The 26,303-nt window shown below is 62.4% G+C and carries 26 protein-coding genes; 16 read left to right on the top strand and 10 right to left on the bottom strand.

Annotation, left to right across the window (positions count from 1 at the left end; genetic code table 11):
• The first annotated feature begins 22 nt into the window (after positions 1-22).
• Positions 23-154 (top strand): hypothetical protein, encoded by a 132-nt coding sequence (locus LXE91_RS07485; protein WP_039362355.1) that lies wholly within the window; start codon positions 23-25, stop codon positions 152-154.
• Between the two features lie 22 nt (positions 155-176).
• On the opposite strand, the gene apaG is transcribed toward LXE91_RS07485, so the two are convergent.
• The gene (gene apaG / locus LXE91_RS07480) at positions 177-551 is read right to left on the bottom strand and encodes a Co2+/Mg2+ efflux protein ApaG (protein WP_046543644.1); all 375 of its coding nucleotides are present in this window, start codon (positions 549-551) and stop codon (positions 177-179) included.
• A 178-nt stretch (positions 552-729) separates the two neighbouring features.
• On the opposite strand from apaG, the gene rpe reads away from it, so the two are divergent.
• The 8 genes from rpe to LXE91_RS07440 all read left to right on the top strand — a co-directional run bounded on the left by rpe (position 730) and on the right by LXE91_RS07440 (position 8,041).
• The gene (rpe, locus tag LXE91_RS07475; RefSeq protein WP_011883156.1) at positions 730-1,416 is read left to right on the top strand and encodes a ribulose-phosphate 3-epimerase; all 687 of its coding nucleotides are present in this window, start codon (positions 730-732) and stop codon (positions 1,414-1,416) included.
• Between the two features lie 4 nt (positions 1,417-1,420).
• Entirely contained in the window at positions 1,421-2,185 is a 765-nt protein-coding gene (locus tag LXE91_RS07470; RefSeq protein ID WP_039362351.1) for a phosphoglycolate phosphatase, read from the top strand.
• Positions 2,186-2,542: 357 nt separating this feature from the next.
• Positions 2,543-4,036: an anthranilate synthase component I gene (gene trpE / locus LXE91_RS07465; RefSeq protein ID WP_039362349.1), complete on the top strand. Its 1,494-nt coding sequence runs from the start codon at positions 2,543-2,545 to the stop codon at positions 4,034-4,036.
• A 13-nt stretch (positions 4,037-4,049) separates the two neighbouring features.
• A complete protein-coding gene (locus LXE91_RS07460) occupies positions 4,050-4,640 on the top strand; it encodes an aminodeoxychorismate/anthranilate synthase component II (RefSeq protein WP_039362346.1) in 591 nt (196 codons plus the stop codon).
• A 13-nt stretch (positions 4,641-4,653) separates the two neighbouring features.
• A complete protein-coding gene (gene trpD, locus LXE91_RS07455; protein ID WP_027788472.1) occupies positions 4,654-5,685 on the top strand; it encodes an anthranilate phosphoribosyltransferase in 1,032 nt (343 codons plus the stop codon).
• 29 nt (positions 5,686-5,714) lie between these two features.
• Positions 5,715-6,500, top strand: a complete 786-nt coding sequence (gene trpC / locus LXE91_RS07450; protein ID WP_039362343.1) for an indole-3-glycerol phosphate synthase TrpC — start codon at positions 5,715-5,717, stop codon at positions 6,498-6,500.
• Complete coding sequence (locus LXE91_RS07445) at positions 6,500-7,126, top strand: CYTH domain-containing protein (protein WP_039362340.1); 627 nt, start codon at positions 6,500-6,502, stop codon at positions 7,124-7,126. Before trpC ends, LXE91_RS07445 begins: the two co-directional genes overlap by 1 nt.
• A gap of 12 nt (positions 7,127-7,138) precedes the next feature.
• On the top strand, positions 7,139-8,041 hold the full coding sequence (locus LXE91_RS07440; RefSeq protein WP_039362337.1) for a uracil-DNA glycosylase: 903 nt from the start codon (positions 7,139-7,141) through the stop codon (positions 8,039-8,041).
• 119 nt (positions 8,042-8,160) lie between these two features.
• Here LXE91_RS07440 and LXE91_RS07435 read toward each other — a convergent pair whose 3' ends face one another.
• From LXE91_RS07435 to LXE91_RS07420, 4 genes are all read right to left on the bottom strand, one after another.
• A complete protein-coding gene (locus LXE91_RS07435; RefSeq protein ID WP_039362334.1) occupies positions 8,161-8,757 on the bottom strand; it encodes an FMN-dependent NADH-azoreductase in 597 nt (198 codons plus the stop codon).
• A 147-nt stretch (positions 8,758-8,904) separates the two neighbouring features.
• Positions 8,905-10,704, bottom strand: a complete 1,800-nt coding sequence (locus tag LXE91_RS07430; RefSeq protein ID WP_039362331.1) for a M61 family metallopeptidase — start codon at positions 10,702-10,704, stop codon at positions 8,905-8,907.
• A gap of 102 nt (positions 10,705-10,806) precedes the next feature.
• Positions 10,807-11,535 carry a DsbC family protein gene (locus LXE91_RS07425; RefSeq protein WP_039362328.1) on the bottom strand — a complete coding sequence of 243 codons (729 nt, stop codon included), beginning with the start codon at positions 11,533-11,535 and terminating at the stop codon, positions 10,807-10,809.
• Between the two features lie 94 nt (positions 11,536-11,629).
• The gene (locus LXE91_RS07420) at positions 11,630-12,808 is read right to left on the bottom strand and encodes a UbiH/UbiF family hydroxylase (protein WP_039362326.1); all 1,179 of its coding nucleotides are present in this window, start codon (positions 12,806-12,808) and stop codon (positions 11,630-11,632) included.
• A gap of 246 nt (positions 12,809-13,054) precedes the next feature.
• On the opposite strand from LXE91_RS07420, the gene ychF reads away from it, so the two are divergent.
• Positions 13,055-14,152, top strand: a complete 1,098-nt coding sequence (gene ychF / locus LXE91_RS07415; RefSeq protein WP_039362324.1) for a redox-regulated ATPase YchF — start codon at positions 13,055-13,057, stop codon at positions 14,150-14,152.
• A gap of 347 nt (positions 14,153-14,499) precedes the next feature.
• On the opposite strand, the gene LXE91_RS07410 is transcribed toward ychF, so the two are convergent.
• Positions 14,500-14,739: a helix-turn-helix domain-containing protein gene (locus LXE91_RS07410; RefSeq protein ID WP_039362322.1), complete on the bottom strand. Its 240-nt coding sequence runs from the start codon at positions 14,737-14,739 to the stop codon at positions 14,500-14,502.
• A gap of 226 nt (positions 14,740-14,965) precedes the next feature.
• Here LXE91_RS07410 and LXE91_RS07405 point away from each other — a divergent pair, with 226 nt between their 5' ends.
• The 3 genes from LXE91_RS07405 (at position 14,966) to LXE91_RS07395 (ending at position 16,770) form a co-directional block, all read left to right on the top strand.
• Positions 14,966-15,598 carry a hypothetical protein gene (locus LXE91_RS07405; RefSeq protein WP_135370756.1) on the top strand — a complete coding sequence of 211 codons (633 nt, stop codon included), beginning with the start codon at positions 14,966-14,968 and terminating at the stop codon, positions 15,596-15,598.
• A 69-nt stretch (positions 15,599-15,667) separates the two neighbouring features.
• Positions 15,668-15,868 carry a BPSL0761 family protein gene (locus tag LXE91_RS07400; protein ID WP_039362317.1) on the top strand — a complete coding sequence of 67 codons (201 nt, stop codon included), beginning with the start codon at positions 15,668-15,670 and terminating at the stop codon, positions 15,866-15,868.
• A gap of 431 nt (positions 15,869-16,299) precedes the next feature.
• Positions 16,300-16,770, top strand: a complete 471-nt coding sequence (locus LXE91_RS07395; protein WP_039362313.1) for a protein-tyrosine phosphatase family protein — start codon at positions 16,300-16,302, stop codon at positions 16,768-16,770.
• A 37-nt stretch (positions 16,771-16,807) separates the two neighbouring features.
• On the opposite strand, the gene LXE91_RS07390 is transcribed toward LXE91_RS07395, so the two are convergent.
• Both LXE91_RS07390 and LXE91_RS07385 read right to left on the bottom strand, forming a co-directional pair.
• The gene (locus tag LXE91_RS07390) at positions 16,808-18,673 is read right to left on the bottom strand and encodes a DUF4209 domain-containing protein (RefSeq protein ID WP_135370755.1); all 1,866 of its coding nucleotides are present in this window, start codon (positions 18,671-18,673) and stop codon (positions 16,808-16,810) included.
• A 544-nt stretch (positions 18,674-19,217) separates the two neighbouring features.
• On the bottom strand, positions 19,218-21,167 hold the full coding sequence (locus LXE91_RS07385; RefSeq protein ID WP_076841689.1) for a DNA recombination protein RmuC: 1,950 nt from the start codon (positions 21,165-21,167) through the stop codon (positions 19,218-19,220).
• A gap of 498 nt (positions 21,168-21,665) precedes the next feature.
• On the opposite strand from LXE91_RS07385, the gene LXE91_RS07380 reads away from it, so the two are divergent.
• The 3 genes from LXE91_RS07380 to LXE91_RS07370 are packed head-to-tail and all read left to right on the top strand — an operon-like array spanning position 21,666 to position 23,909.
• Positions 21,666-22,973, top strand: coding sequence for a YhgE/Pip domain-containing protein (locus LXE91_RS07380; protein ID WP_039362307.1), 1,308 nt, complete (start codon positions 21,666-21,668; stop codon positions 22,971-22,973).
• A gap of 46 nt (positions 22,974-23,019) precedes the next feature.
• Positions 23,020-23,673, top strand: coding sequence for an OmpA/MotB family protein (locus LXE91_RS07375; protein WP_223274475.1), 654 nt, complete (start codon positions 23,020-23,022; stop codon positions 23,671-23,673).
• On the top strand, positions 23,670-23,909 hold the full coding sequence (locus LXE91_RS07370; RefSeq protein ID WP_046543642.1) for a hypothetical protein: 240 nt from the start codon (positions 23,670-23,672) through the stop codon (positions 23,907-23,909). Before LXE91_RS07375 ends, LXE91_RS07370 begins: the two co-directional genes overlap by 4 nt.
• Before the next feature lie 55 nt (positions 23,910-23,964).
• Here the strand turns inward: LXE91_RS07370 and istB are convergent, their stop codons facing one another.
• Both istB and istA read right to left on the bottom strand, forming a co-directional pair.
• Entirely contained in the window at positions 23,965-24,714 is a 750-nt protein-coding gene (istB, locus tag LXE91_RS07365; protein WP_009687279.1) for an IS21-like element ISBmu3 family helper ATPase IstB, read from the bottom strand.
• Between the two features lie 15 nt (positions 24,715-24,729).
• Positions 24,730-26,280: an IS21-like element ISBmu3 family transposase gene (istA, locus tag LXE91_RS07360; protein ID WP_012213865.1), complete on the bottom strand. Its 1,551-nt coding sequence runs from the start codon at positions 26,278-26,280 to the stop codon at positions 24,730-24,732.
• Positions 26,281-26,303: the final 23 nt, after the last annotated feature.

The following is a 26,303-nucleotide window of genomic DNA, read 5'->3' as shown; positions in this document are numbered from 1 at the left end:
TCCGTTCTTGATGGAAACCGCCATGTCAGATTTTCTCGACCAATATCCGATGCTCATCTTCGCGCTCGAAGCCTTCGTAGCGCTCGCCCTGCTGATCTTCATCGTCGTGTGGACGTCGTCGGGCAGAAAAAAGCACGCCCGCAAGCCGCGCTGACACCCTGACGCACTGCCCACGCTCAATGCAGCGTGCGCGGCATGTGCAGTGCGAACTCGTCGACCGGCGCCTCGAAGCGCTCGCCGTCCTCCGCCACACAGAAGTACGCGCCGCGCATCGTGCCGACCGGTGTCGCGATCACGGCCCAGCTCGTGTACTCGAAGTGTTCGCCCGGCTGCAGCAGCGGCTGGTGCCCGACGACGCCGAGCCCCTTCACTTCCTGCACGTGGTTCTCGCTGTCCGTGATGATCCAGTGACGCGCGATCAGCTGCGCCGCGACCTGTCCCGTGTTGCGGATCGCCAGCGTGTACGCGAATGCGTATTGACGGCGATCGGGGTCGGATTGTTCCGGCAAGTAGCTGGTTTTCACCGAAACGGTGAATTGATACTGACTCATGGTGTTTCCGCTGGAAGATGACCGCCCGTGCCGGCATGGGCAACGGGGCCGCGGGCGCGCCGCATTGGTTCGGCATTCTATGCGCAATCCGGCCTCGACCGCACGGCCTGCCGCCGCGCACCGGGTCGCCGGACGGTAGAATGGCGGTTTTGCGCCGCAACGTCCCCGCCCCCCTGCCATGACCCAATTCCGCATCGCTCCCAGCATCCTGTCGGCCGATTTCGCACGGCTCGGCGAAGAAGTCCGCAACGTGGTCGCCGCCGGCGCCGACTGGATCCACTTCGACGTGATGGACAACCATTACGTGCCGAACCTGACCATCGGCCCGCTCGTGTGCGAAGCGATCCGCCCGCACGTGCAAGTTCCGATCGACGTGCACCTGATGGTGCGCCCGGTCGACCGGATCGTGCCCGATTTTGCGAAGGCCGGTGCAAACCTGATCAGCTTCCACCCGGAAGGCTCCGATCACATCGACCGCACGCTGTCGCTGATCCGCGACCACGGCTGCAAGGCCGGCCTCGTGTTCAACCCGGCCACGCCGCTGAACTACCTCGATCACGTGATGGATCGCCTCGACTTCGTGCTGCTGATGTCGGTCAACCCGGGCTTCGGCGGCCAGTCGTTCATTCCGGAAACGCTCAACAAGCTGCGCGAAGCACGCGCACGCATCGACGCGTACACCGAGCGCACCGGCCGCGAGATCCTGCTCGAAGTCGACGGCGGCGTGAAGACCGACAACATCGCGGAAATCGCCGCAGCCGGTGCCGACACCTTCGTCGCGGGTTCGGCGATCTTCGGCAAGCCGGACTACCGCAAGGTGATCGACGAGATGCGCGCCGCACTCGCGACCGTCGAGCGGAGCTGACGCCGTGGCCGACTCGTCGCTCGCCGGCCATGCGCCGGCCGGGGCCGCACCGGAAGCAGCCCCGATCCGCTTCGCTGCACCGCGCATCGACGCGGCGCTGATCGATCTCGACGGCACCATGGTCGATACGGCCGACGATTTCACGGCCGGCCTGAACGGGATGCTCGCGCAGCTCGGCGCGCCGGCCACGTCGCGCGACGAGGTGATCGGCTACGTCGGCAAGGGCTCCGAACACCTGATCCAGAGCGTGCTGAAGCCGCGTTTCCCGGCCGACGAAGCGCACGCGCGCTTCGACGACGCGCTGGCGATCTACCAGGCCGAGTACGCGAAGATCAACGGCCGCCACACGCGCCTCTATCCGGACGTGGCCGCCGGTCTCGACGCGCTGCGCGCGGCCGGCATCCGGCTCGCGTGCGTGACGAACAAGCCGCATCGCTTCGCGGTCGAACTGCTCGAGCAGTACGGGCTGGCCGATTGCTTCGGCATCGTGCTCGGCGGCGACAGCGTCGCACGCAAGAAGCCCGATCCGCTGCCGATGCTGACGGCCTGCAACGCGCTCGGTGTCGCACCGGATGCGGCAGTCGCGATCGGCGACTCGGAAAACGATGCGCTGGCAGGCCGCGCGGCCGGGATGGCGACGCTGACGGTGCCGTACGGCTACAACCATGGCAAAGCTATACAAACGATAAATTCGGATGGTATAGTCGATTCGTTGCTGGTCGCAGCTCGCGCGATCTCCGCGCACAACGCCGGCCGGCCAACCCTCTGATTATTTCTTCCATCTGCATGTTTCTGAATAAAAAACGGAGTCTGAGCAGCATCGACCGGGGAGCCTGGCCCTGGCGTCGCTGGTCGCGCTAACCTCTTCGATGAGGTACGCTGAAGCACGTCTTCAGCGCCGTTTTTTATCTCGCTGCGCATCCGCGCGCCGATCGTCGCACCACCTCGAGTTCTACCGCGTTCGAACGCTTGCGTTCAGGCGCGGCCGCAGGCTCGCGACGTTCACGCCCGGAGTGCCGGCCGGCAACAGGCACTTCTCGATCGACCGCCCTTTCGCCGACGGCAGCCCGCGCAGCGTCAAATGATCCCTGGCGCACGCGCCGCTCGTCCCGAACAGGACCGGAACATGACCGAACTCGAATTTCAATCGCTCGCGAACGAAGGCTACAACCGCATCCCGCTGATCGCGGAAGCCCTCGCCGATCTCGAAACGCCGCTGTCCCTCTACCTGAAGCTGGCCCAGCCCGAACGCTCGGGCGCCAACTCGTTCCTGCTCGAATCGGTGGTGGGCGGTGAACGCTTCGGCCGCTATTCGTTCATCGGCCTGCCCGCCCGTACGCTCGTACGGACCCGCAACGGCGTGTCGGAAGTCGTGCGCGACGGCCAGGTCGTCGAGACACATGACGGCGACCCGTTCCAGTTCATCGAATCGTTCCAGGCGCGCTTCAAGGTGGCGCAACGCCCGGGCCTGCCGCGTTTCTGCGGCGGTCTCGCCGGCTATTTCGGCTACGACGCGGTGCGCTACATCGAAAAGAAGCTCGCGAATACCGCGCCGCGCGACGACCTCGGCCTGCCCGACATCCAGTTGCTGCTGACCGAGGAAGTCGCGGTGATCGACAACCTCGCCGGCAAGCTGTACCTGATCATCTACGCGGACCCGAGCCAGGCCGAAGCCTATACGAAGGCGAAACAGCGCCTGCGCGAACTGAAGCAGCGCCTGCGCACGACCGTGCAGCCGCCCGTCACGTCGGCGAGCGTGCGCACCGAGACGTTCCGCGAGTTCAAGAAGGACGACTATCTGGCCGCCGTGCGCCAGGCGAAGGAATACATCGCTGCCGGCGAACTGATGCAGATCCAGGTCGGCCAGCGTCTGACGAAGCCGTACCGCGACAATCCGCTGTCGCTGTATCGCGCGCTGCGTTCGCTGAACCCGTCGCCGTACATGTACTACTACAACTTCGGCGATTTCCACGTGGTCGGCGCATCGCCGGAAATCCTCGTGCGCCAGGAAAAGCGCGGCGAGGACCAGATCGTCACGATTCGCCCGCTCGCAGGCACGCGACCGCGCGGCAACACGCCCGAGCGCGACGCGGAACTCGCGACCGAGCTGCTCAACGATCCGAAGGAGATCGCCGAGCACGTGATGCTGATCGACCTCGCGCGCAACGACGTCGGCCGCATCGCGGAAATCGGCTCGGTGCACGTAACGGACCAGATGGTCATCGAGAAATACTCGCACGTGCAGCACATCGTCAGCTCGGTCGAAGGCAAGCTGAAGCCCGGCATGACGAACTACGACGTGCTGCGCGCGACGTTCCCGGCCGGCACGCTGTCCGGCGCGCCGAAGGTCCGTGCGATGGAACTGATCGACGAACTGGAGCCGGTCAAGCGCGGGCTGTACGGTGGCGCCGTCGGCTACCTGTCGTTCTCGGGCGAGATGGATCTCGCGATCGCGATCCGCACGGGCCTGATTCACAACGGCAACCTGTATGTGCAAGCGGCGGCCGGTGTCGTCGCGGATTCGGTGCCCGAATCCGAATGGCAAGAGACCGAGAACAAGGCGCGCGCGGTGCTGCGTGCGGCCGAACAGGTCCAGGACGGCCTCGATAGCGACTTCTGACCGGAGACTGACCATGCTGCTCATGATCGACAACTACGACTCGTTTACCTACAACCTGGTCCAGTACTTCGGCGAACTCGGCGAGGACGTGCGCACCTACCGCAACGACGAAATCACGCTCGACGAAATCACGAGCCTGAACCCCGACGCGATCTGCCTGTCGCCCGGCCCGAGCAACCCGCAGCACGCGGGCATCACGCTCGACGTGCTGAAGGAATTCGCGGGCAAGAAGCCGATCCTCGGCGTGTGCCTCGGCCATCAGGCGATCGGCGAGGCCTTCGGCGGCCGTGTCGTGCGCGCGAAGACCATCATGCACGGCAAGGTGAGCAAGATCGAAACCGACTGCCGCGGCGTATTCGCCGACCTGCCGAAGCACTTCGACGTCACGCGCTATCACTCGCTCGCGATCGAGCGCGAATCGCTGCCCGACTGCCTCGAAGTGTCCGCCTGGACCGACGACGGCGAAATCATGGGCGTGCGCCACAAGACGCTGCCGATCGAGGGCGTGCAGTTCCACCCGGAATCGATCCTGTCCGAGCATGGCCACGCGCTGCTCGAGAATTTCCTGAAACAGGCACGCGCCGCGGCCGCGCAAGCCGCCTGACGGGAGCCTCACGATGACGATTACCCCGCAGGAAGCGCTGCAGCGCACGATCGAGCACCGCGAAATCTTCCACGACGAGATGCTGCACCTGATGCGGCTCATCATGCGCGGCGACATGTCGCCCGTGATGGCGGCCGCGATCATCACCGGGCTGCGCGTGAAGAAGGAAACGATCGGCGAGATCGCCGCCGCCGCGACCGTGATGCGCGAATTCGCGAACCACGTCGAAGTGCAGGACAACTCGAACTTCGTCGACATCGTCGGCACCGGCGGCGACGGCTCGCACACGTTCAACATCTCGACCGCGTCGATGTTCGTCACGGCCGCGGCCGGCGCGAAAGTCGCGAAGCACGGCAACCGCGGCGTATCGAGCAAGTCCGGCAGCGCCGACGTGCTCGAGGCGCTCGGCGTGAACATCGACCTGCAGTCCGAGCAGGTTGCCGCGTCGATCGCCGAAACGGGCATGGGCTTCATGTTCGCGCCGAACCATCACCCGGCGATGAAGAACATCGCAGCCGTGCGCCGCGAGCTCGGCGTGCGCACGATCTTCAACATCCTCGGCCCGCTGACCAACCCGGCCGGCGCGCCGAACCAGCTGATGGGCGTGTTCCACCCCGACCTCGTCGGCATCCAGGTGCGCGTGATGCAGCGTCTGGGCGCGCAGCACGTGCTCGTCGTGTACGGCAAGGACGGGATGGACGAGGTATCGCTCGGCGCGGCGACGCTCGTCGGCGAACTGCGCGACGGCAAGGTGCACGAATACGAGATCCATCCGGAAGACTTCGGCCTGCAGATGGTGTCGAACCGCACGCTGAAGGTGGAAAATGCCGACGAATCGCGCACGATGCTGCTCGGCGCGCTGGACAACCAGCCGGGCGTCGCGCGCGAGATCGTCACGCTGAACGCGGGCACCGCGCTCTATGCAGCGAACGTCGCCGAATCGATCGCGGACGGCATCCAGCTGGCCCGCGAGGCGATCGCGAGCGGCAAGGCTCGCGCCAAAGTCGACGAACTCGTGCGCTTCACGCAGCAGTTCAAGCGCTGACTCCCTTTACGAATCAAGCAGGAATCCACATGAGCGACATTCTCGACCGAATCATCGCCGTCAAGCGCGAAGAAGTCGCGGCGGCCATGCGCAGCGCACCGCTCGAGGCACTGAAACTGGAAGCGTCCGCGCGCGACCTGCGCGACTTCGTCGGCGCATTGCGTGCGAAGCACGCGGCCGGCCGCGCAGCCGTGATTGCCGAAATCAAGAAGGCCAGCCCGTCGAAGGGCGTGCTGCGCGAGCATTTCGTGCCGGCCGATATCGCGCGCTCGTATGCGGCGCACGGCGCCGCGTGCCTGTCGGTGCTGACCGACGAGCAGTTCTTCCAGGGCAGCGTCCGCTATCTCGAGGAAGCGCGCGCGGCCTGCACGCTGCCGGTGCTGCGCAAGGACTTCATCGTCGACGCGTACCAGATCATCGAAGCGCGCGCGATGGGCGCCGACGCGATCCTGCTGATCGCGGCCGCGCTCGACACGCCGCTGATGCAGGATCTCGAAGCGTATGCGCACTCGCTCGGCCTCGCGGTGCTGGTCGAAGTACACGACCGCAACGAGATGGAGCAGGCGCTGACGCTCAAGACACCCCTGCTCGGCATCAACAACCGCAACCTGCGCACGTTCGAGACGTCGATCCAGACCACGCTCGACATGCTCGACATGATTCCGGCGGACCGCATCGTCGTGACCGAATCGGGCATCCTGTCGCGCACCGACGTCGACACGATGCGTGCGGCGAACGTGAACACGTTCCTCGTCGGCGAAGCGTTCATGCGTGCCGACCAGCCCGGCGAAGAGCTCGCACGGATGTTCTTCTGATGGCGATCGAAAAGGAAATCAAGCTCGCGCTGCCTGCCGGCCAGGCCGACGCCGCACGACGCTTCTTCGAGACGCTGACCGGCGAACCCGGTCGCGACATCACGCTCGCGAACGTCTATTACGACACGCCCGATCTCGCGCTCGCCCGCTCGAAAAGCGCGGTGCGCGTGCGCCGCGCGCCGCAAGGCTGGCTGCAGACGTTCAAGACGGTCGGCAGCGCGGAAGGCGGCCTGCATCGGCGCCACGAATGGGAGCTGCCGGTCGCCGGCGACGCGCTCGAGATCGATGCGCTCGTCGCGGCCTGCGACGTGCCGGAAGCCGCCGCCGCACTGAATGACGCGGCCGGCAAGCTGTCGGCGCTGTTCCGCACGGATTTTTCGCGTACGCTGTGGCGCATCGCAATCGGCGGCGCAACGGTCGAAGCCGCGGTGGACCTCGGCGAGATCGTCGTCCAGGCGGAACACGACACGCGCCGAGAACCGATCAGCGAAATCGAACTCGAACTGATCGACGGCCCGGAGGCGGCGCTTGCAACGCTCGCCGCCGAATTGCAGCAAGCGCTGCCGGGCCTCGTTCCCGAAAACATCAGCAAGGCGCAGCGCGGCTACCGGCTGCGCGCGCAATAACCCGCATCACGCATGGCAACCCGCAAGACTCCCCGCGCGCCGCAACAGGCGTCGCTGTTCGATGATCCCGTGCCGGAAACGGCACCGGCCGATATTCCGCCGGCGCCCGAAGCGCCCGCGGCCGGACGCAAGCCCGCAAAGAAGGCCGCGGCTCAGGCTGCAGCCCCCACGGCACCGCAGCCCGTTGCCGCCGACGTTCCGCACCTCGCCGCGCAATTCGACGCGCTGCCGCCCGTCTGGCGCGACGTGCTGAAACCCTTTACCGACAGTGACGCGTACGCGCCGCTGTGCCGCTTCGTCGATGACGAGCGTGCGGCCGGCAAGACGGTCTACCCGACCGACGTGTTCCGCGCGCTGCGCCTGACGAGCCCGGACGACGTAAAAGTCGTGATCCTCGGCCAGGATCCGTACCACGGCGACGATCGCGGCACGCCGCAGGCGCACGGGCTCGCGTTCTCGGTACCGCCGGCCGTGCGCACGCCGCCGTCGCTGCGCAACATCTTCAAGGAAATCGCCGCGAACTTCGGCCATGACACACCGCGCCACGGCTGCCTCGACACCTGGGCGCGCCAGGGCGTGCTGCTGCTCAACACGGTGCTGACGGTCGAGCGCGGTGCCGCCGCGAGCCATGCGAAGCGCGGCTGGGAGCAGTGCACGGACACGCTGATCCGCGAACTCGCCGGCCGCCATCAGGGGCTGGTCTTCATGCTGTGGGGCGCACACGCGCAGGCGAAGCGTGCGCTGTTCGACGCCAGCGCGCATCGCGTGCTCGAGGCGCCGCATCCGTCGCCGCTGTCCGCGCACCGCGGCTTCCTCGGCTGCCGCCATTTCGCGCTCGCGAACGACTATCTGGTCGAGGCAGGCCGCGAACCGATCGACTGGCGCCTGCCTGAAGTGGCGGAAACGCTCGCGTAACCGCCGCGCCGCCGATTCCTTCGGCCACGCGAGCCGGCAAGTAAAAACGCCGTGCCCCTTTCGGGACGCGGCGTTTTTTTATCGGACGATGCGGCGGGTGCGGCGCACCCGCTTCGACCTTACGCGGCGGCGATCGCTTCGCGTGCGCCGGCCAGCGCTGCGCTTTGCGCATCCGCGCCGAGGTTCAGGCCTTCCGCGAAGATGAAGTTCACGTCGGTCATGCCGACGAAGCCGAGGAACGTGCGCAGGTACGGGGTCTGGCTGTCGTTCGGCGTACCGGCGTACTTGCCGCCACGGGCCGTCACCACGTGAACCTTCTTGCCCTTGATCAGGCCTTCCGGACCGTTCTCGGTGTAGCGGAACGTGACGCCTGCACGGGCGATCCAGTCGAAGTACGTCTTCAGTTGCGACGAGATGCCGAAGTTGTACATCGGTGCGCCGATCACGATGATGTCGGCCGCTTGCAGCTCGGCGATCAGTGCATCGCTCTTCGCGACGATCGCATTCTGTTCCGCGGTGCGCTTGTCGGCCGGCGTGAAGAACGCGCCGAGCACCGATTCGTCGAGGTGCGGCAGCGCATCGGCCAGCAGGTCGCGAACCACGACGTTCGCGCCGGGGTTCGATTGTTGCAGCTTTGCCGTCAGTTCGTTGGCCAGCAGCGTGGATTGCGCACCTTGCGAACGTGCCGCGGAATTGATTTGCAGAATGGTCGTCATGTCAGGCTCCAGTAGGGTTGCGCTTTGGTAGCGCGAGTGACGCCATTGTGCGTTGCCGCATGACGGCGAAAAAGCGGGCTCAGGGCGACGCATCGTTGCAGCAGCAGAACAATCATTGATCGCGCCCCGATACCCGCTTCAGACCGTTCACCCCTTCAGCCAGGCCTCCCGGGCCTTCGATACGGCAGCCGGCTTCGCAGCCGCCGTGAGCCGGTAGCGCGCGACTTCCGGGCCGTCGAGCTTCAGTTTCGCGGTGCGCAGCTCGTCGCGGCGGAACGCGTGAACCTCGACCTTGTCGCCCGGCCGGTAGCGCGCGAGCAGTGCGTCGAGGTTCGTGCCCGTGACGCGCAGCCCATCGATGGCGATCAGCGTATCGCCGGCCGACAGCCCCGCACGATGGGCGCCGCCGCCTTCGTAGACGGCTGCGAGCGTGCAATCCGCGCCGCCGCGCAGGCGTGCGCCGATCGTCGGCTTCGTGGCGGCGCCGTTCGCGACATCGGGCGCGAGCGTTACGCCGAACGGTGCGAGCAAATCGGCGAGCGGCAGGTCGCGCGTGCCGTGCACGGCATCGGCGAACAGGCGGCCGAGCGCGACGCCCGTCGCTTCCTCGATCAGCGCCTCGACTTCGTTCTCCTCGACGCCCGCCTGCTTGCCGCGGTAGAAGTCGCGGCCGTAGCGTTGCCACAGCAGGCGCATCACGTCGTCGAGCGACTTCTTGTTGCGCGTCTGCGCGCGGATCGCGAGATCGAAGGCGAGCGCGACGAGCGAGCCCTTCGTGTAGTAGCTGACGATCGCATTGGTCGCGTTCTCGTCCTGGCGGTAGTACTTGATCCACGCGTCGAACGAGCTTTCGGCGACGCTCTGCTTCAGGCGCCCCGTGCCGCGCAGCACGCCGCCGACGGTGCGGCCGAGCGCCGCGAAATATTCGTCCTGCGACATCAGCCCGCTGCGCACCAGCATCAGGTCGTCGTAATACGACGTGAAGCCTTCGAACAGCCACAGCAGCGACGTGTAGTTCTCCTTCGACAGGTCGTACGGCACGAACGCCGCCGGCTTGATGCGCTTCACGTTCCACGTATGGAAGTACTCGTGGCTGCAGAGCCCGAGATACGTGCGATAGCCTTCCGTCGTTTCGGGCCACCCCTTCACCGGCAGGTCGGTGCGATTGCAGATCAGCGCGGTCGACGCGCGGTGCTCGAGGCCGCCGTAGCCGTCGCTGACCGCCAGCGTCATGAACACGTAGCGGTCCATCGGCGCTTTCTTCGATTTCGGCTCGAACAGCGCGATCTGCGCTTCGCACACACGCTTCAGATCGGTGCGCAGGCGCTCCAGATCGAGCTGCGTCACGCGCCCCGCGATTACGATGTCGTGCGGCACGCCGTGCGCGTCGAACGTCGCTAGCGCGAATTCGCCGATCGTCACCGGATGATCAGAGAGCTCGTCGTAGTTCGCTGCACGGTAGGCGCCGAACCCGTAGCGCTTGGTGCCGCGCGCTTCGGGCAGCGACGTACCGACGCGCCATGCGCGGAACGCCGCACCGGCCGGCTTCGCGATGTCGACTTCGCACGGCGCGCCCTCGTGGCCCGCGACGCTCAGGAACACGGCGGTCGCGTTGAAGAAGCCGCCCGATTCGTCGAGATACGCGGAGCGCACCGACAGGTCCCACGCATACACGTCGTAGCGCAACGTCAGCGCGCCGGTCACGGGCGCGGCCTGCCACGTGTGCTTGTCGGTCTTCGCGATCCGCACCTTGCGGCCCGCATCGTTGAATGCGCCGAGCGTCACGATGTTGCGCGCGAACTCGCGCACGAGGTAGCTGCCCGGAATCCACACCGGCAACGAAAAGCGCTGGCCTTCGGGGTCGGGATCGGCGACCGTCACCGACACTTCGAACAGGTGCGCGGCAAGATCTTTCGGAACAATCGAATAGCGGATCGGCTGGGTCATCGTGGCAATCGGTCGGTCGAATACGGCGGCGGAAACGAAGAGAGGCGCCGGCAGATGCGGGCGCCCCTCGCTGGCCAGGCCATGCGGCCCGGCGTGTGTCGGTTACTTGCTCGAGGCGAGCGCCTGGTTGAGCTGGTCGGCCGACACGGCGCCCGGCAGGCGGCGGCCGTCCGGCAGGAAGATCGTCGGCGTGCCCGTGACATTCATCCCGCGGCCGAGCGCGAGGTTCTTGTCGAGCGCGGTCGTATCGCAGGTACCGGCGCCCGACGGCGCGCGGTGGTCGAGCATCCAGCCCTCCCACGTTTTCGCGCGGTCGGTCGCACACCAGATCGCCTTCGACTTCGCGGTCGAATCCGGGGACAGCACCGGGTACAGGAACGTGTAGACGGTCACGTTGTCGACCGACTGCAGCGTCGTCTCGAGCTTCTTGCAATACGGGCAGTTCGGATCGGAGAACACCGCGATCTTGCGGGCGCCGTTGCCCTTGACGACCTTGATCGCATTCGCGAACGGCAGGCTCGCGAAGTCGATCTTGTTGATTTCGGACAGGCGCGCGTCGGTCAGGTTCTTGTGCGTCTTGGTGTCGACGAGATCGCCGAGCAGCACGTAGTCGCCTGCCGCGTCGCTGTAGATGATCTGCGAGCCGAGGTTTACTTCGTAAAGGCCCGCGACCGGCGCTTTCGACACGCTTTTGATCGGCGCATCGCTGCCGAGACGGGCCTGCAGCGTCGCTTTCAGCTTGTCGGTGGTCTGGTCTGCCTGCGCGGTGCAGCCAAGCGTCGCCATCGTGACGGCCAGCGCCAGCGACGCGATGCGGATCGTTTTTTTCATCGAAATCTTCCTTCAGCTCAATCGGTGTGCACGGCACAGTGTACGCCGTAACGGAACCGTGTCCGACCGGCGAAGCGGCCGAAGGTTCGATCGATCAGCCGAGCGCAGCCGACACGAGCCAGCGCTTCACGAACGGCTGCGCGCCGACGAAGGCCATGCCGGCGTTGCGCACGGCCTTCGCGAGCGAGCCCGGCACCGCGAACAGCCGCTGCAGCCCGTCGGTCGCGACCATCAACGCGCGGATGTCCTCGCGGCGCGAACGCTCGTAGCGGCGCAGCAGCACCGTATCGCCGAGGTTGCGGAAGCTCTCCTTGCCCGCGATCGCGTCGGCAAGCGCCGCGACGTCGCGCAAGCCGAGGTTCATCCCCTGCCCCGCGAGCGGGTGGATCAGGTGCGCTGCATCGCCGACCAGCGCGACACGCGGAGCGATCAGCTTGTCGACCGTCTGCAACGCCAGCGGGAAGCCGGCGGCCGGCGTCACGCAGTCGAGCGTGCCGACCTGGCCATGCGACACGCGCTCGACTTCGGCCGCGAGCTGCGCCGGATCGAGTGCGAGCAATTCGTCCGCATGCGCGGTGTGCGCGGACCAGACGAGCGATACATGGCCGTCCGGCAGCGGCAGCAGCGCGACGATCTCGCCTTCGTGGAACCACTGGTAGGCAGTCTCGCGGTGCGGCAGCGACGCCTTGAAGTTCGCGACGACGCCGGTTTGCCGGTAGTCGCGCCGCTCGACCTTGGCCCCCATTTGCGATCGCACCCACGAATGCGCGCCGTCCGCGCCGACGACGAGGTCCGCTTCCAGCACCTGCCCCGACGACAGCGTGAGCACGGCCGCGTCGTCGCGCACGTCGAAGCCCTGTGCGCGCGCATCGAACCACGTGAGGTTCGGCTGGAACCGCAGCGCGGCGTCGAGCGACGCCTCGACCAGCGACGATTCGGCGATCCACGCAAGCTGCGGAACGGAAGCCTGGTACGCGGAGAAGTGCAGTTCCGCGTGCGCATCGCCGTACACGCGCATGTCGAAGACCGGCGCAAGCCGGCTGTGATCGAGCGCCTGCCAGACCCGCAGCCGCTCGAGCAGCGCCTGCGAACTGGAGGACAGCGCGTAGACGCGTGTGTCGAATGCGAGATCGGTGGGGCGCGGCGTGGCCGGCTGGGCGAGCAAGGCTGTCTTGTAGCCGGACTGGGTCAGCGCGAGCGCGGCCGTCTTGCCGACGAGCCCGCCGCCGACCACGGCGACGTCGAAGGTGTGGTGGGCAGTCATGGCGGGCATTATAGCTGCGGGGCCAAACCCTTACGCGGCTGGACTTTGCGGGAAATCAGCAGAATCGCAGGCCGATGCGGCAGCGCGGCGGCCCGCCGCACCGGCCGTTCGGCGCCCGCCCGGAATCCGGGGCGTCGGCACGGTACAATAGCGACTTTGACCGTCGGCCCGCCGCGCCCCAAGCGCCGGCCGCCCTTTTTTCCCGCGCCGCCGTGCCCTGTCCGGCCGCGCCGCCTTACCCGTCCGAAGGATTCCATGAGTCTCAAATGCGGCATCGTCGGCTTGCCCAACGTCGGCAAGTCCACCCTGTTCAATGCGCTGACCAAGGCCGGCATCGCCGCCGAGAACTACCCGTTCTGCACGATCGAGCCGAACGTCGGCATCGTCGAAGTGCCCGATACGCGCCTGAAGGCGCTCGCTGAAATCATCAACCCCGAGCGCATCGTGCCGGCCGTCGTCGAATTCGTCGACATCGCGGGCCTCGTCGCGGGCGCGAGCAAGGGTGAAGGCCTCGGCAACCAGTTCCTCGCGAACATCCGCGAAACCGACGCGATCACGCACGTCGTGCGCTGCTTCGAAGACGAGAACGTCATTCACGTCGCCGGCAAGGTCAGCCCGATCGACGACATCGAAGTGATCAACACCGAACTCGCGCTCGCCGACCTCGGCACGGTCGAAAAGGCGCTCACGCGCTATTCGAAGGCTGCGAAGTCGGGCAACGACAAGGAAGCGGCGAAGCTCGTCGCGGTGCTCGAGAAGGTGCGCGCGCAGCTCGACCAGGGCAAGGCCGTGCGCGGTCTCGCGCTGTCGGATGACGAAGAGGCGCTGCTGAAGCCGTTCTGCCTGATCACCGCGAAGCCGGCGATGTACGTGGCCAACGTGAAGGACGACGGTTTCGAGAACAACCCGCACCTCGAGGCGGTCCGCAAGTACGCGGAAAGCGAGAATGCGCCGGTCGTGGCCGTGTGCGCGGCGATCGAGGCGGAAATCGCCGATCTCGACGACGCGGACAAGGAAGCGTTCCTCGCCGACATGGGCATGGAAGAGCCGGGCCTCGACCGCGTGATCCGCGCGGGCTTCAAGCTGCTCGGCCTGCAAACGTACTTCACCGCCGGCGTGAAGGAAGTGCGCGCGTGGACGATCCATATCGGTGACACGGCTCCGCAGGCAGCCGGCGTGATCCACACCGACTTCGAGCGCGGCTTCATCCGCGCGCAGACGATCGCGTTCGATGACTTCATCGCTTACAAGGGCGAGCAAGGCGCGAAGGAAGCCGGCAAGATGCGTGCGGAAGGGAAGGAATATGTCGTGCATGACGGCGACGTGATGAACTTCCTGTTCACCCGCACATAAGCGGGTATGGACATTCACCCCAGAATCCAAAGGCTATGGACGCGGGGTTGTCCGCGTGCCTTAACGGAGGTCTGCCCAGACCGGCCTCCGAGCGTTATGTAGTCCACCGAATTCGGTCGATAGCCGCCTTCTCGGGTTTTCCATCCCCTTCTTTACAAATAGGGCAAGCCGGCAAAGCCGGCGCGTCAGACGTTCGAGTGTGTACAACTCTGGAACCGCCCGCAGGGCGGCTGTCCACACCCTCGTGGTGTGGGCAGCAGAGTTGTGCACACGGAGAACTTGCACTGTCACCTGACATCGGCATTTTTCCGAAGTGCTACGCTTTCTCGGCGACCGCACTCAGCCGGTCAAAACTTCTGCTCAAGTTCAGCGACGAACTGGCTTGCTGGGATACCCAGAGCCTCACACCAGCTACATAGCTCAATAACATCAAGCCGGCGCTCGCCGCGCTCGCACTTGCTAATGAACGTCTGAGTGGTCTCAAGGCGAGTTGCGACCTCTTCCTGAGTAAAGCCCGCCTCTTCTCTGGCTGCTCGCAGCAGCTTAGCGAACAAAGCGTATCGGCGAGAGTAGATAGATTTTTCCATTGGCGGCTCGACGCGAAGAGCCGCAAGGTTGCAAGCGATTCTGGAATAGTCCAAAATAGACTATTCGTAAAGCGAACCTCGCCCTGCCACCGCGCGGATTCGCGACGCCGCGCTACCGTCGAAGGTCAAAATCGTCCGACGCACGCACCGGTAGCAAACTTCACTTTCACAGTCGCTCCTCGCGAAGGACTTACTCGTCCTGCCGCAGGTCGATGACGGAGAATTATTGGTGACTGCTCCTCGAGCACTGCGTCGCACGCTGTCGTGTGATAACTCGCCGGCGGTGCGCCGGCTGGTGAAGACGGTTGAACCCGTGGACACGGAACTGCACCCTAAGCCCCGCATGTGGACGGCGAACACTAGGCAGCGCGAGCTGTTTTCTTGCTTCCCGCTGTTCTTTCGCGCGGTACATCATCCTGAGTCGTACCTGGCGAACATCTCGCACTTTGGTATTCAGTGCGGCGTTGGCTGGTACCCAATCATTGAAGCGCTGGCGCGCGACATTGAGGCGGAGCTTCGCGCCTTGTGGCGGGAGCAACTCCAGTTTCCGGAGCGAATCGCCAAGATGGATGGAGCGCTCCTGGGCGGTCGGGCCACCTATCCCGCGCTTCCCCTTTGCACCGACATCACACAGGTCGGCGGCGAGCTTACGGTAGGTGTCCTCAGTGGGCAGCTATGTCCCCCGGATGTGGAATCGCGCATCCGAGCGCATATGCAAATCGCAATTTCCGGCGCCCGGCGCGTATGCGAGAGCTGCGGTAAGCCAGGCGAACTTCGGAAAGGCTATTGGCACCGCGTCTATTGCGACGAATGCATCGCCCCAGTCTCCGACCTGGTTCCAGCCGACTCGCACGGATAAGGCAGCGAAAGTTGCGCGCCTGCGCGTGCGATTGCGCCCGCAATTGCAACGTATATTGAGCAATATCCCATGACCACAGCATCTGAGCGTACGAAGGCAGTCATCGAAGCGCGTAAGCTTTTGCAGCTGCTTGGCTCGCCCGCCAACACCACCGCGCGTGACGCATTTCGGGACACCGCGCTGTTACTCCTCCGGCACTATCCGCTGGACATCGACCTCGAGATATCAACCGCGGCATTGCCGGGAATCTGGGCCGCTCCTCCGCGGTAACGTACTGGCGCAGCAGAACTCTCAAAGAAAATTGTGGCGGCTCGCTGACCAGGTGATGCCGCAGTGCGCAGCGAGATGATGCGGCGGTATCAGGCATCGTCGGCAAGCTGTACGGGCCAAAATCACATCAGCGTCGGCCACGTGTTCTTATCCTTTCAGTCGCGGCATGCTAGGTCTACGGAGGAGTACAAGATGCATTCAGAAAATCACGTCGACCTTGAGTTTGCCCTCCGCAAAATTCACGAGCTGGCGACGGCCGAAGGTGATTTGGGCTACGCGTATTGGTACGAAGTCGGACGGCTTCTACAACGAGCCGCTAACATGCAAGCTGAAATAGATTTGCTTTGCAAAGAGTTGGAACGGTGTCGCGCAACGCGGGCCGACTCTATCAGAGCCGTTAAGCGGCGCCAGCGGAGCGCGAGCAAGGCGAGATGACGCAGCGACTCCCGGATGTTGTGGGAAAGTTATACAAGCCACTGGAGAATGGCATGCGCCAGGTATTCGCACTGTCGCGAGGTGACGCCGAGAAGCTGCCGCGGCTGCCCTCGATTGCCGTCATCTCAGTCATCGCACCGGAGCGCCCGGCTGCCAGCCTCGATGGCTTCCCCCATCTGCTGCGCCTAAGCTTCGCGGACGTCGATTTCCTGAGCCCGAGTCTCTCAAAGAAGTCGCGAGGCAAGCTCGTCCACGCGTTCACCGCGGAGCAGGCTCAGGCGATTCACTCCTTCATCGAGGCCCTGCCGACGGAAATCGTATCGGTGGTCGTCCACTGCGAAGGCGGCTATTCGCGGTCGTGCGCCATCGCCTTGGCGCTCCACCGCCTATACGGCTACCAAGCAGAAATCGAACATCTTTCGCAGGCAAATCCCTCAGTTATCCGGCTGATGATGACTGAAGATTAGCAGTGTGTGGTATTGGAAGAGGCAGCCCTATCGTCCGTTAATAGGCCATGCTTTCAAATGCTGGCGCTATCACTGAACCCCATTGTTCGGTGAGCGGGATGATGGTGAGAAAAAAGACAAACCAGCAAGCGTACACGGCGTTTGCCTCATAGCAAATAGCATCGTACAGCTTGCCGTGCGCCAGCTCATGTCGCAACGCAGGGCCCGGCTTATGAACGAACAGCAGCTCCATATCGTTTGTCAGGTCCTTCCCAAAGACATCATCCATCTCATCTCGAAAGTTCTCCAGGAGTCCGCTCAGTGAGCGGTCCTCCTGGAGCAGTTCGTGATTCATCTTCGAAGAATCGCGGTTGGAATTCAGAAGAACGTGACGAATCGAATTTTCGATTTGCGGCACAAGCAGATGGACTGCGGAAGCATAATCGCCTTGCCAGAACCGGGCAAACCCAAGGCAAAACAGATGTTCATGCCCTGTCGGGACGAAGGGACTTGCGTCGACGATTGGCCGGAAGTGCCGCTCCTCAAGGGGAAAGCGCGACATTATAGTTCTGCGTGCCGGCTCGAGATACCCATTGACGACATGGTGCCGATGCAAGTCGAGTATGCGCACATACTCTTCCTTCAATTGAGCCTCGTTCGCCTCTCCGCTCAGCGAGCGCGCCGGCGATTGTGCAACGACCTTTCCCTCGATGTCCGTGTACTGGCTGCCAAACATTGCTCCGAGGCTGCTGGACTGGAAGCTCCTCTCAGCCATAGCACGCAACTCGACTATCTTAGGCGGCGATGTGATGATGCCTAGTTGGAGGAGTGAGTCCGGAAGCGTCAGCTCTCCGAAGAGCTTCACCGTTCCGGCGCGTTCTTGGCTCAGGTCGAAAGGGATACTGAATTGGATTGTCTCGTCGACAGCTTTCTCCTGGAAGTCCCGCAACTGCGCGCGAAGCCCTTCGATACGCTCATCGAATCCTCCTGCCTGCCTCAATTCCTCTATAGCGTCACGCGTCCAGCTAGCGCGGGCTGCCGCTTGACTGACATGGTCCCGATTGCGCAGGGTCTCGTCGACCATACGCGACACGCAGCGACGCTTCGCCTCATTATCTTTAACGCGCGTGTATGCGTGAGCGGCAAGCTGCCAAATAGGGTGTAAAGCCCAAGGCGGAACTGCTTCTCCGGCTGCATTTGCCAGCACTTCGGCATCTTCGGCGATGGCCTTCCATGTGACCAGCTTGTACGAGCCACCCAGGCGGGCTAGCCGGACAAACGACACATGGCACTCATGCGCCTTCAAGTGCGCATAGAGTTTCCCAAACGTATCGCGCACCAGATGGGGAAGCTTGTTCGGTTTGGCCGACGCCGAAGCAATTTGTAATGCTCGGTGGAATGAGTCAACCGCGTCTGTGAAGGTTTCGTCGATATCTGGGAACGCTGAGACGAACACGCCTTCGATGCGCTTATCAACGACCTCGCAATATGCAGATACCGCAGCGGTCCCTGCTTCCCACTGCTTGCGGTCGTTGTACCAGACTACGTCCGCGACGCGGGCGCGGAGACCAGGATGCGCAATCCGAGGCAGAAGCCGAGCCAGAACGTCGTTCTGCTCGCCACGAAAATCCCCGGCCTCGTAGGAGCGACCGCGGGGAGAACGCCATCTCGCTATGTACGCAGGCCCCGGGTCTTCGACCTGGAGGTGGAGCGTACAAAGTAGGATAAGAACGCGCAGCGCGCGACTCGCATCCTCATCGCCAGACTCGGTTGCTTTGCGCAGGTCTTCCTGCAAGCTCATTTCCATGGCATGGCTGTCTGCCTTTTTTAGCGTCGACAGCAGGTTGACCAAATCTAAATTGCCGAAATCGCTTGAAGACGCGCAATGCAAGCCAGGTTGGGCTTCCTCTTGTTGTCGCTCCATTTCAGAACTCGCTCTTGTAATGCTCAGTGCTACGTTAGGTAGGTAATCCGCTGATTCAGATGAGTTCATGTCCAGAGCGACACCGACGAACGCATCGTATCGAATTCGAAGAAGTAAGCGTCAGTAGCACCAACTTGTTTCAGTCCTCACGGCAGCGGCTAGTGTACGAATCCAAAGCACTTGGGACATCGGTAATTTTCACTCATGGGCAGGAGCGCATGACAGAAGCGGCATGTTCTGTCAGAAGCGTTCCCTCGCGTTAGCTTCGTATTCACAGACGAATGCACTGATGCGCATTTGGCGCAAACTTGAAATTTGCGCGACCAACACCTGCTGAGGCAAACGAGTCTATTGCAGCTTGTGCATCTGCGCCGAGGCGAATGGGGTACACATCCACAGCTCTCGCATTTCTCTTTCATGAGCATTTCCTGACGAAAACCTGGCACCGACTTCCGTCAGGGTAGCCTGGGAATTGGCATCAATGACTTGTCGCACACGCGAAGCTACAATCGAGCGGCCATCTCACGAGTGTTTCAATCCCTATCTACATGTCTGCCTCATTTGACGGCGATGCGCTCGAGGGCAGTCCAGGTTCCTGAGAGACCGAAATGTCGACTGACTCACGTGGTATCAGAATGGCATCGTCCTCTGATGACGCTATGTCTACCAGTGCTTGGGGGAGCGCCTTCGATGGCTTTACCCCCATATCACGCAACATCTCGGCCTGGCGGATGACATTACCTCTGCCAATTGCCAGCTTACTATGTGCTGAATCATAGGCTTTCCTCGCTTGACTCAAGCGATTCCCGACCAGTTGCAGGTCTTCAACAAATCCGCAAAGCTTGTCGTACAACTCTGCACCGCGCTTAGCGATATCTTGCGCATTTCGGCTTTGAGCCTCCTGCCGCCAAAGATGTGCGACGGTACGCACGACGAAGAGCAGAGTTGATGGGCTGACAAGCAGGACGTTACGGCGCCACGCGTCCATAAACAGCTCGTTATCATTCGTCACCGCCAGCATGAACGCTGGCTCGATGGGCACAAACGCGAGGACAAAATCGAGAGACTTGCCGTAGACAGCTTGATATTGCTTATCCGAGAGCGATTTGATGTGACTTCGAATCGAATCGACATGTTGCCGAAGTGCAATGGGTCTTTCCTCGTCGGTCTCAGCGGACGCATACCTTTCGTAGGCAAGCAGCGATACCTTTGAGTCCACAACGAGCTTTCGCTCTTCGGGGAGATTTATCACGACGTCTGGCTGGGCGCGAGAACCATCTTCACGGACCTGGCTATCCTGCACCTCGTACTCGTCCCCCTTTCTCAGACCGGAAGCTTCCAATACCCGTTCCAGAATGAGTTCGCCCCAGTTGCCCTGTGTTTTGGACGACCCCTTCAACGCGAGCGTTAGATTCTTTGCATCTTGGCTGAGCGCCTGATTCAGTTCCACCAGCTGGCGCACCTGCGCAGAAAGAGCTGACCTATCCTTCCCCTCCTGCACATATACCTCTTCGACCTTCCCCTGGAATTCGGTCAACTTGGTCTTCAGAGGTTCGAGTAACAAACCGAGGCTGGTCTGGTTTTGCTCTGCAAAGCGCTTGGATTTTTCCTCGAGAATCTCTGTGGCGAGGGTCTTAAACTGGTCACTGAGCGCTTCCTTTGCCTGCAGCAGGAGATTGAGCTTTTCTTCAGCGTTCTGTCGCTCGGCCTCAGTCCGCGTGCGCAGCTCAGTCAACTCGTCGCTCAGGCGTGTAACCACACTTTCAGCAGCCGCTCGTGCGCTTTTCACGTCAATCAGCTCATCTCGAACTAGTGCTGCTGCCTGCTGCTCGGCCTCAAGTTCCGCCAACAGCTTGCCATTTTGTCGCCCACTCGATTCGCGCAGTTCCGTTAATTGTCCATTGGCGTTGGAGAGCAACCCTTCTGTCTCGCCGATTTTGCGCTCAAGCCCCGGGATGCGCGACACCTGTTCCTCCAGCGCGGCTTTGCGTTCGTGCGCTTCCTGCAGAGACGTCGACGTGAGTGCTAGCTTGTGCGCAAGTTCCTTGTTGTCGCTTTCAAACTGATTCGCCTGCTCCGTGAGCGACGCCACCAATTGCTGCTTTTGCGCCTCGCTGGCGGTAATCAGCCTCAGTTCGTCCGCGCCGCTGCGAACTTGCTCTCCCAATTTCAGGATTTCCGCCTCCAACGCCGGAACACGGGACGAGCGTTCTGAAAGCCGGGCCAGTTCATCGCGCACCTTGGCTAGCTCGTCCCGCGAAGCGTTTGACTGACGTTCGAGTTGCTCCCGCGCATCGCGCGCGAGTTGAAGGTCCTCGGTCATTCCTCGCAACCGCTCTTCAAGTTGAGCGGTCTGAACCTGCGATGCGGATTGCGCCTGCGACACTGCCGCCTGCACCCGCCCGCCGTCCCGGCTACGAGCGAGCATCCACGCAATTACAGCGCCAACAACAAAGCCCAGTATCAATATCGCCGAGCCTGCAAATAGGTCCATGGAGTCCCCCGTGCGACAACATTTAGGATTATGGTGTTTTAAGTGAATTCCCCTACACGTGTGTCGATATCCTGCTCCAGCACTGCCTTTTGTCTAGCAGCGTGTTATTACATGCAGCGTGCAGTAGTTACTTCTGCCCGTGTTGATACTGGCGGAGCGCTGGTACAGGGCTTCGACACGCAGTGAAAGTAGCATGAAGGACCGCCACGGGCCAAGTCCAGAGCTTAGACTTCCGGGGGAAAGGTTGATGTATGAACCATCCGCAAGAAACCGCCTTTTCGATGGTCACGACAAACACGTTCCGTCCAACCATCTAGGTGCAGACTCAAGGTCGGCGAAAGCTATCCGTTATCTTTGGAGAAGGACCGTATAGCTTGCTTAAAGCACCGGGAGCATAATTGCCCAGGAGCGCACCAAGCCACGACATAAGGCGACGAGCGTTTAATTTAACGCAAGCCGCATGACATCACGCCGGATACAGAGACCATATCCCATAATATGAAAACCAAAACTCTCCTTCTCCTGTCGGGAATCGCGTGGGCGCCGTACGTGTTCGCGGGTGGTCCTATCGGCACAGTGCTGGCAGACAAACAGACGCTTGCTTTCATATTGTTGAACACATGCCTAACAATATTCTTCGCCTTCGTCAGATTCGACCGCTTTTCCGTTGTTCACGGCCCAGAAATATTGACGACCGTTGGGATTTTCGGTTGTTTTCTCGGTATTGCCCTGGCGTTACTGCAGTTCGATGCATCGAATGTGTCGGAGAGCGTACCGCACCTGCTGGAAGGAGTGAAAACCGCCTTTTGGGCTTCGGTCAGTGGCGTGTTTGGCTCATTAGTTATCCGCGGGAGGCACTATTTCTGGAAGACCCCCATCCCGCAGGCACCGGGCGCACCGAAAGCGGCCACCCTAGACGACGTCGTGTCCGCGACACACGCTCTACAGCTCAGCCTGTCGGGCAACGAGCAAGGCAGCCTTCTCTCACAGCTCAAATTGATGCGCCAGGAACAAGGCGACGAACTTCGTATGCTCCGGACGTCGTTCGACACGTTCGCGCAGCGGATGTCGGAAGACGGCTCGAAGGCTCTTATCGAGGCCCTGAAGGAAGTGATTCGCGACTTCAACGCACAAATCAACGAGCAATTCGGCGAGAATTTCAAACATCTCAACGCAGCCGTTGAAAAGCTCGTCGTCTGGCAGCAGCAGTACAAGGAAGAGCTCGACAATCTGCAAGCGCTCCAGAAATCGTCAGCAGACGACCTCAGGGGCGCATCTTCGGGCCTAGCACTGTTTATCGACCGGGCTTCTAGCTTCGCTCAAACAGCAACAGCGCTCGAGGGCACGGTCAGAGGTCTGGCGCAGCAACATCAGCTCATCGACCAGTCTCAACGTTCAATAGCCGACGTCCTTTCCCAAATGAAGGATGTGACGCCGCAGTTCTCGCGTAAGGTCGACGAAATGACCGAATCGATGAAGCAAGGTGTGGCCAGGGTGCAGGCGGAAGTTGGCGACGTAGTCAAGAATTTCGGTGTCCAGGTGCAGTCCTCGTCATCAGAAATGAAACAGCTTCTGACGGACACGCTTCGAAAATCCCAGTCCGAGGTAAATGACGGGCTCGTTCGCTCGATGGACGCAGTCCGCCAAAGCGTTGTCACCCTGGACAAGGGATTGCAGGAGGAGCTCACGAAGAGCCTCGAAACGCTTGGGCGTCAGCTCGCGTCGCTATCAGAGAAGTTCGTCGCAGACTATACCCCGCTGACGGACCGCCTGAGAGAAGTTGTTCGCATAGCTGGCACTGCGTGAGGTTGAAATGGATTTCGAGCATAGCAACCAATCTCACTGGATACCAATGGCGGACCTGATGACAGGTCTGATGATGGTGTTCATGCTGCTGACTGCAGCATTCATGCTCCGGGTTGAGCAGACGACCACGTTGGTCGTGAAAGAGTACGAAACCACCAAACGTGACATGCAACTGGCCCTGCAGAAGGAGTTTGCGAAGGACCTGCAGCAATGGAACGCTGAAATTCTCGGCGATATGACCATTCGCTTCAATGACCCAACTGTGCTTTTCGCAACCGGCTCATCCGAATTGCGGCCGCGCTTCAAACAGGTACTTGGTCAGTTTTTTCCACGTTACGTGGCGTTGCTGACATCCGCTCAATACAAGGACGCCGTTAAGGAAATCCGCATTGAAGGTCACACAAGCGCGTTGTGGACAGGAACGACAGACGAAAAAATCGCGTACTTCAGGAACATGGAACTATCTCAGGCACGTACGCGAAGCGCGCTCGAATATTTGCTGTCGCTTCCGGCGGTGCAAGGCAACGAGAAATGGCTCGTTCAGCACGTGACAGCAAATGGACTTTCGTCGTCACGTCCACTGGCTCAGGATTCGCAATCCGCAGCATCGCAGATAGCGAATCAACGCGTCGAGTTTCGCATCGTTACCAACGCGAGCGAAAAGATGGACCTCATTGCCGAGAAGCTGGCAAAGAAATGAGCTTTCAGTTACCTAATTTCCTCAACTGGAGCTTGCTGAACGCGTTACGGCAGGAGATGGGCGCGCCTCTTGCCGCCAGCTTTGTTCCTGACCATAAATTCCGCGACATTGAACTGCCTGTCCTCGAACGCCTCCAAAACAACGGTGTCGACGTTCAGTTTGACGAAGTCGAAGTGCTCAGCGACGGCACGCTTGCGGATTTCGGTGATGGTGATCAGGCGTTTCGGCGAACGTGATCAGTTTGGAAGGTGGTGTTGCGCGGTCAATGGATTATAGCGAAGGTGATCACGATCAGGATGCGGAGGACTGCTTGGCGTTGGTCTTTCGCATCGACTCGCCCTTCAACGGCAGCTTGTGGGCCTGATGGACGAGCCGGTCGAGGATCGCGTCGGCGAGCGTCGGGTCCTGAAGCCAAGCGTGCCAGTGTTCCAATGGCAGTTGGCTGGTAATGATCGTGGAGCGCGTGCCAACGCGATCGTCGAGCACTTCGAGCAGATCGTTTCGGGCACCCTGATCGAGATCCTGCAGCCCCCAGTCGTCGAGCAGCAGGACGTCCATCTTGGCGAGCTGCGCGAGCCGCCGCGTGAAGCTGCCGTCGCCGTGAGCGATCTTCAATTCCTCGAACAGCCGGGCAACGCGGACGTACATCACGGAGAAGCCTTGTCGGCAGGCCTGCTGACCGAACGCGCACGCAATCCACGTCTTGCCTGCGCCGGTCGGCCCCGTCAGGATGAGGTTCTGCGCGTTACGGATCCAGTCGCAACCGGCAAGTGCGGCGACGACGCTCTTGTCGATGCCGCGGCTCTGCCGGTATTCGATGTCCTCAATGCAGGCCTGGGGATTCTTGAGTTTCGCAGACTTCAGCAGCCGTTCGAGCCGCCGGGTATCGCGCCAGGCGAGCTCGCGCTCGACGACCATGCCGAAGCGCTCTTCGAACGACAGGCTGGTGCTGGCGGTCAACGCCGTTTGTTCCTCGAACGCGCGGGCCATGCCGTCGAGCTTCAGGGACTTGAGCTGGGTTAAGGTTTGCTGCATCAACATTGCGACCTCCTTGGGTCAGTGGTAATACTCGGGCCCGCGCACGTTCTCGTGATCGGGCGAATGCCATTCGGCGGGCGGAATCGGGAGCATCGGCTGTCGGTCCAGGCCGGATTCGAGGATCGACAGCACGGAGCGGCGGGTCGGTGAGCCGATCACGAGCGCCCGCTGGCAGGCGGCTTCCAGCCGTTCCTTGCCGTACTTGCGCGAGAGCGACAGCAGTCCGAGACAGGCACGGTACCCCATCTCGGGATGGGGCCGGTTGGTCAACAGATGTTTGACGATCGCCTCGGCACCGGGACCGACCGAGGCGCCCCAGTTCAACAACCGGCCTGGCGTCCATTCCATGTGGGCGCGGTGCGCCGCCGGCATATGCTCAGGCAACGTCGTATGCTTGTTCCGGAGTCGGCTGCGGGCGTGGGCGGCAACGCGCTTGCCGCGGTGCAAGATCTCGACGCCGTGGCGCGTCACGCGGGCATAGACTTCCTGGCGCACGAGGCTGTGCGGGACGCTGTAATAGTGGTGATCGACTTCGACGTGGTAGTCGATGTTGACGCGGCACTTCACGAAGGTCGCGATCTCGTATCGGCGTGTCGGCAACGGGCGCAGCGCCGGGCGGTCTAGCCGCTCGAACCATTCGCGGCGGTTGCCGTCGAGCTTCTTGAACGGACGCCGGTTCAGGTCGGTGATCAGCTTGCCGATCGCCTTGTTCAGCTCGGCCAGGCTGTAGAAGCGGTGGTTGCGCAGCCGTGCGAGGATCCAGCGCTCGACGATCTGCACGCCGACCTCGACCTTCGCCTTGTCCTGCGGCTTGCGCGGCCGCGCCGGCAACATGGCGGTCGCGTAGTGGTTCACGAAGTCCTGCGTGGTGTTGCCCAGCACCGGTTCGTACCGGTCCGCCTTGGCGATCAATGCCTTGGGGTTGTCGGGCACCAGCAGCTCGGGGACACCGCCGTAGAATTCCAACGCGTCGATCAGGCTGCCGATCCAGTCGGGCATGGCCTCCGAACGCGTCGCACATGCATAGGTGTAGTTCGAGGCGCCGAGGACGGCCACGAACACGTGAGCCTTGAACGCGATGCCGCCGTCGCGACCGAGGATCGGCACAGTTTGCCCGGCGAAGTCGGCGAACAGCTTCTCGCCGGCGCGGTGTTGCTGGCGCATCGAGCGCTTCAGCGCCGCAGCCCAGTCCTTGTACCGCTGGCAGAACTGCGTATAGCGATAGGTGCGTTGGCCTGGGTGAGCCTCGACGTACTCCTCCCAGAGCAGTTGCAGCGTCACGCCCTTGCGGCGCAGGTCGCGGTGCATCGCCGCGTAATCCGGTTCGACCCGGCGGGTCGGGACCGCGGTTTCCTCCGGCAGGTCCAACCTGATCTCGAGCTCGTCGTCGGCGAGCGGTTCGACGGTAGCCCAGTCGAGGCCCGCCGCGCTCGCGCGGGCGGCGTATGCCGAGATGGCGCCGACGCTGATGCCGATCGCGCGGCTGATCTGGCGGTGCGACAGGCCGCACGCCCACTTCAGCCGCAGTACTTCCTTCAGTTTGCGCATGCTCATCCGATGTGCCGGCATCAACCTGTCCCCTAAAAAGGATC

Origin of the sequence: Burkholderia contaminans (genome assembly GCF_029633825.1) — a bacterium.
Taxonomy (GTDB): Bacteria; Pseudomonadota; Gammaproteobacteria; order Burkholderiales; family Burkholderiaceae; genus Burkholderia; species Burkholderia contaminans.
The sequence above is the reverse complement of the archived record's forward strand: the minus strand, read 5'-3'. Positions and strand labels throughout refer to the sequence as shown.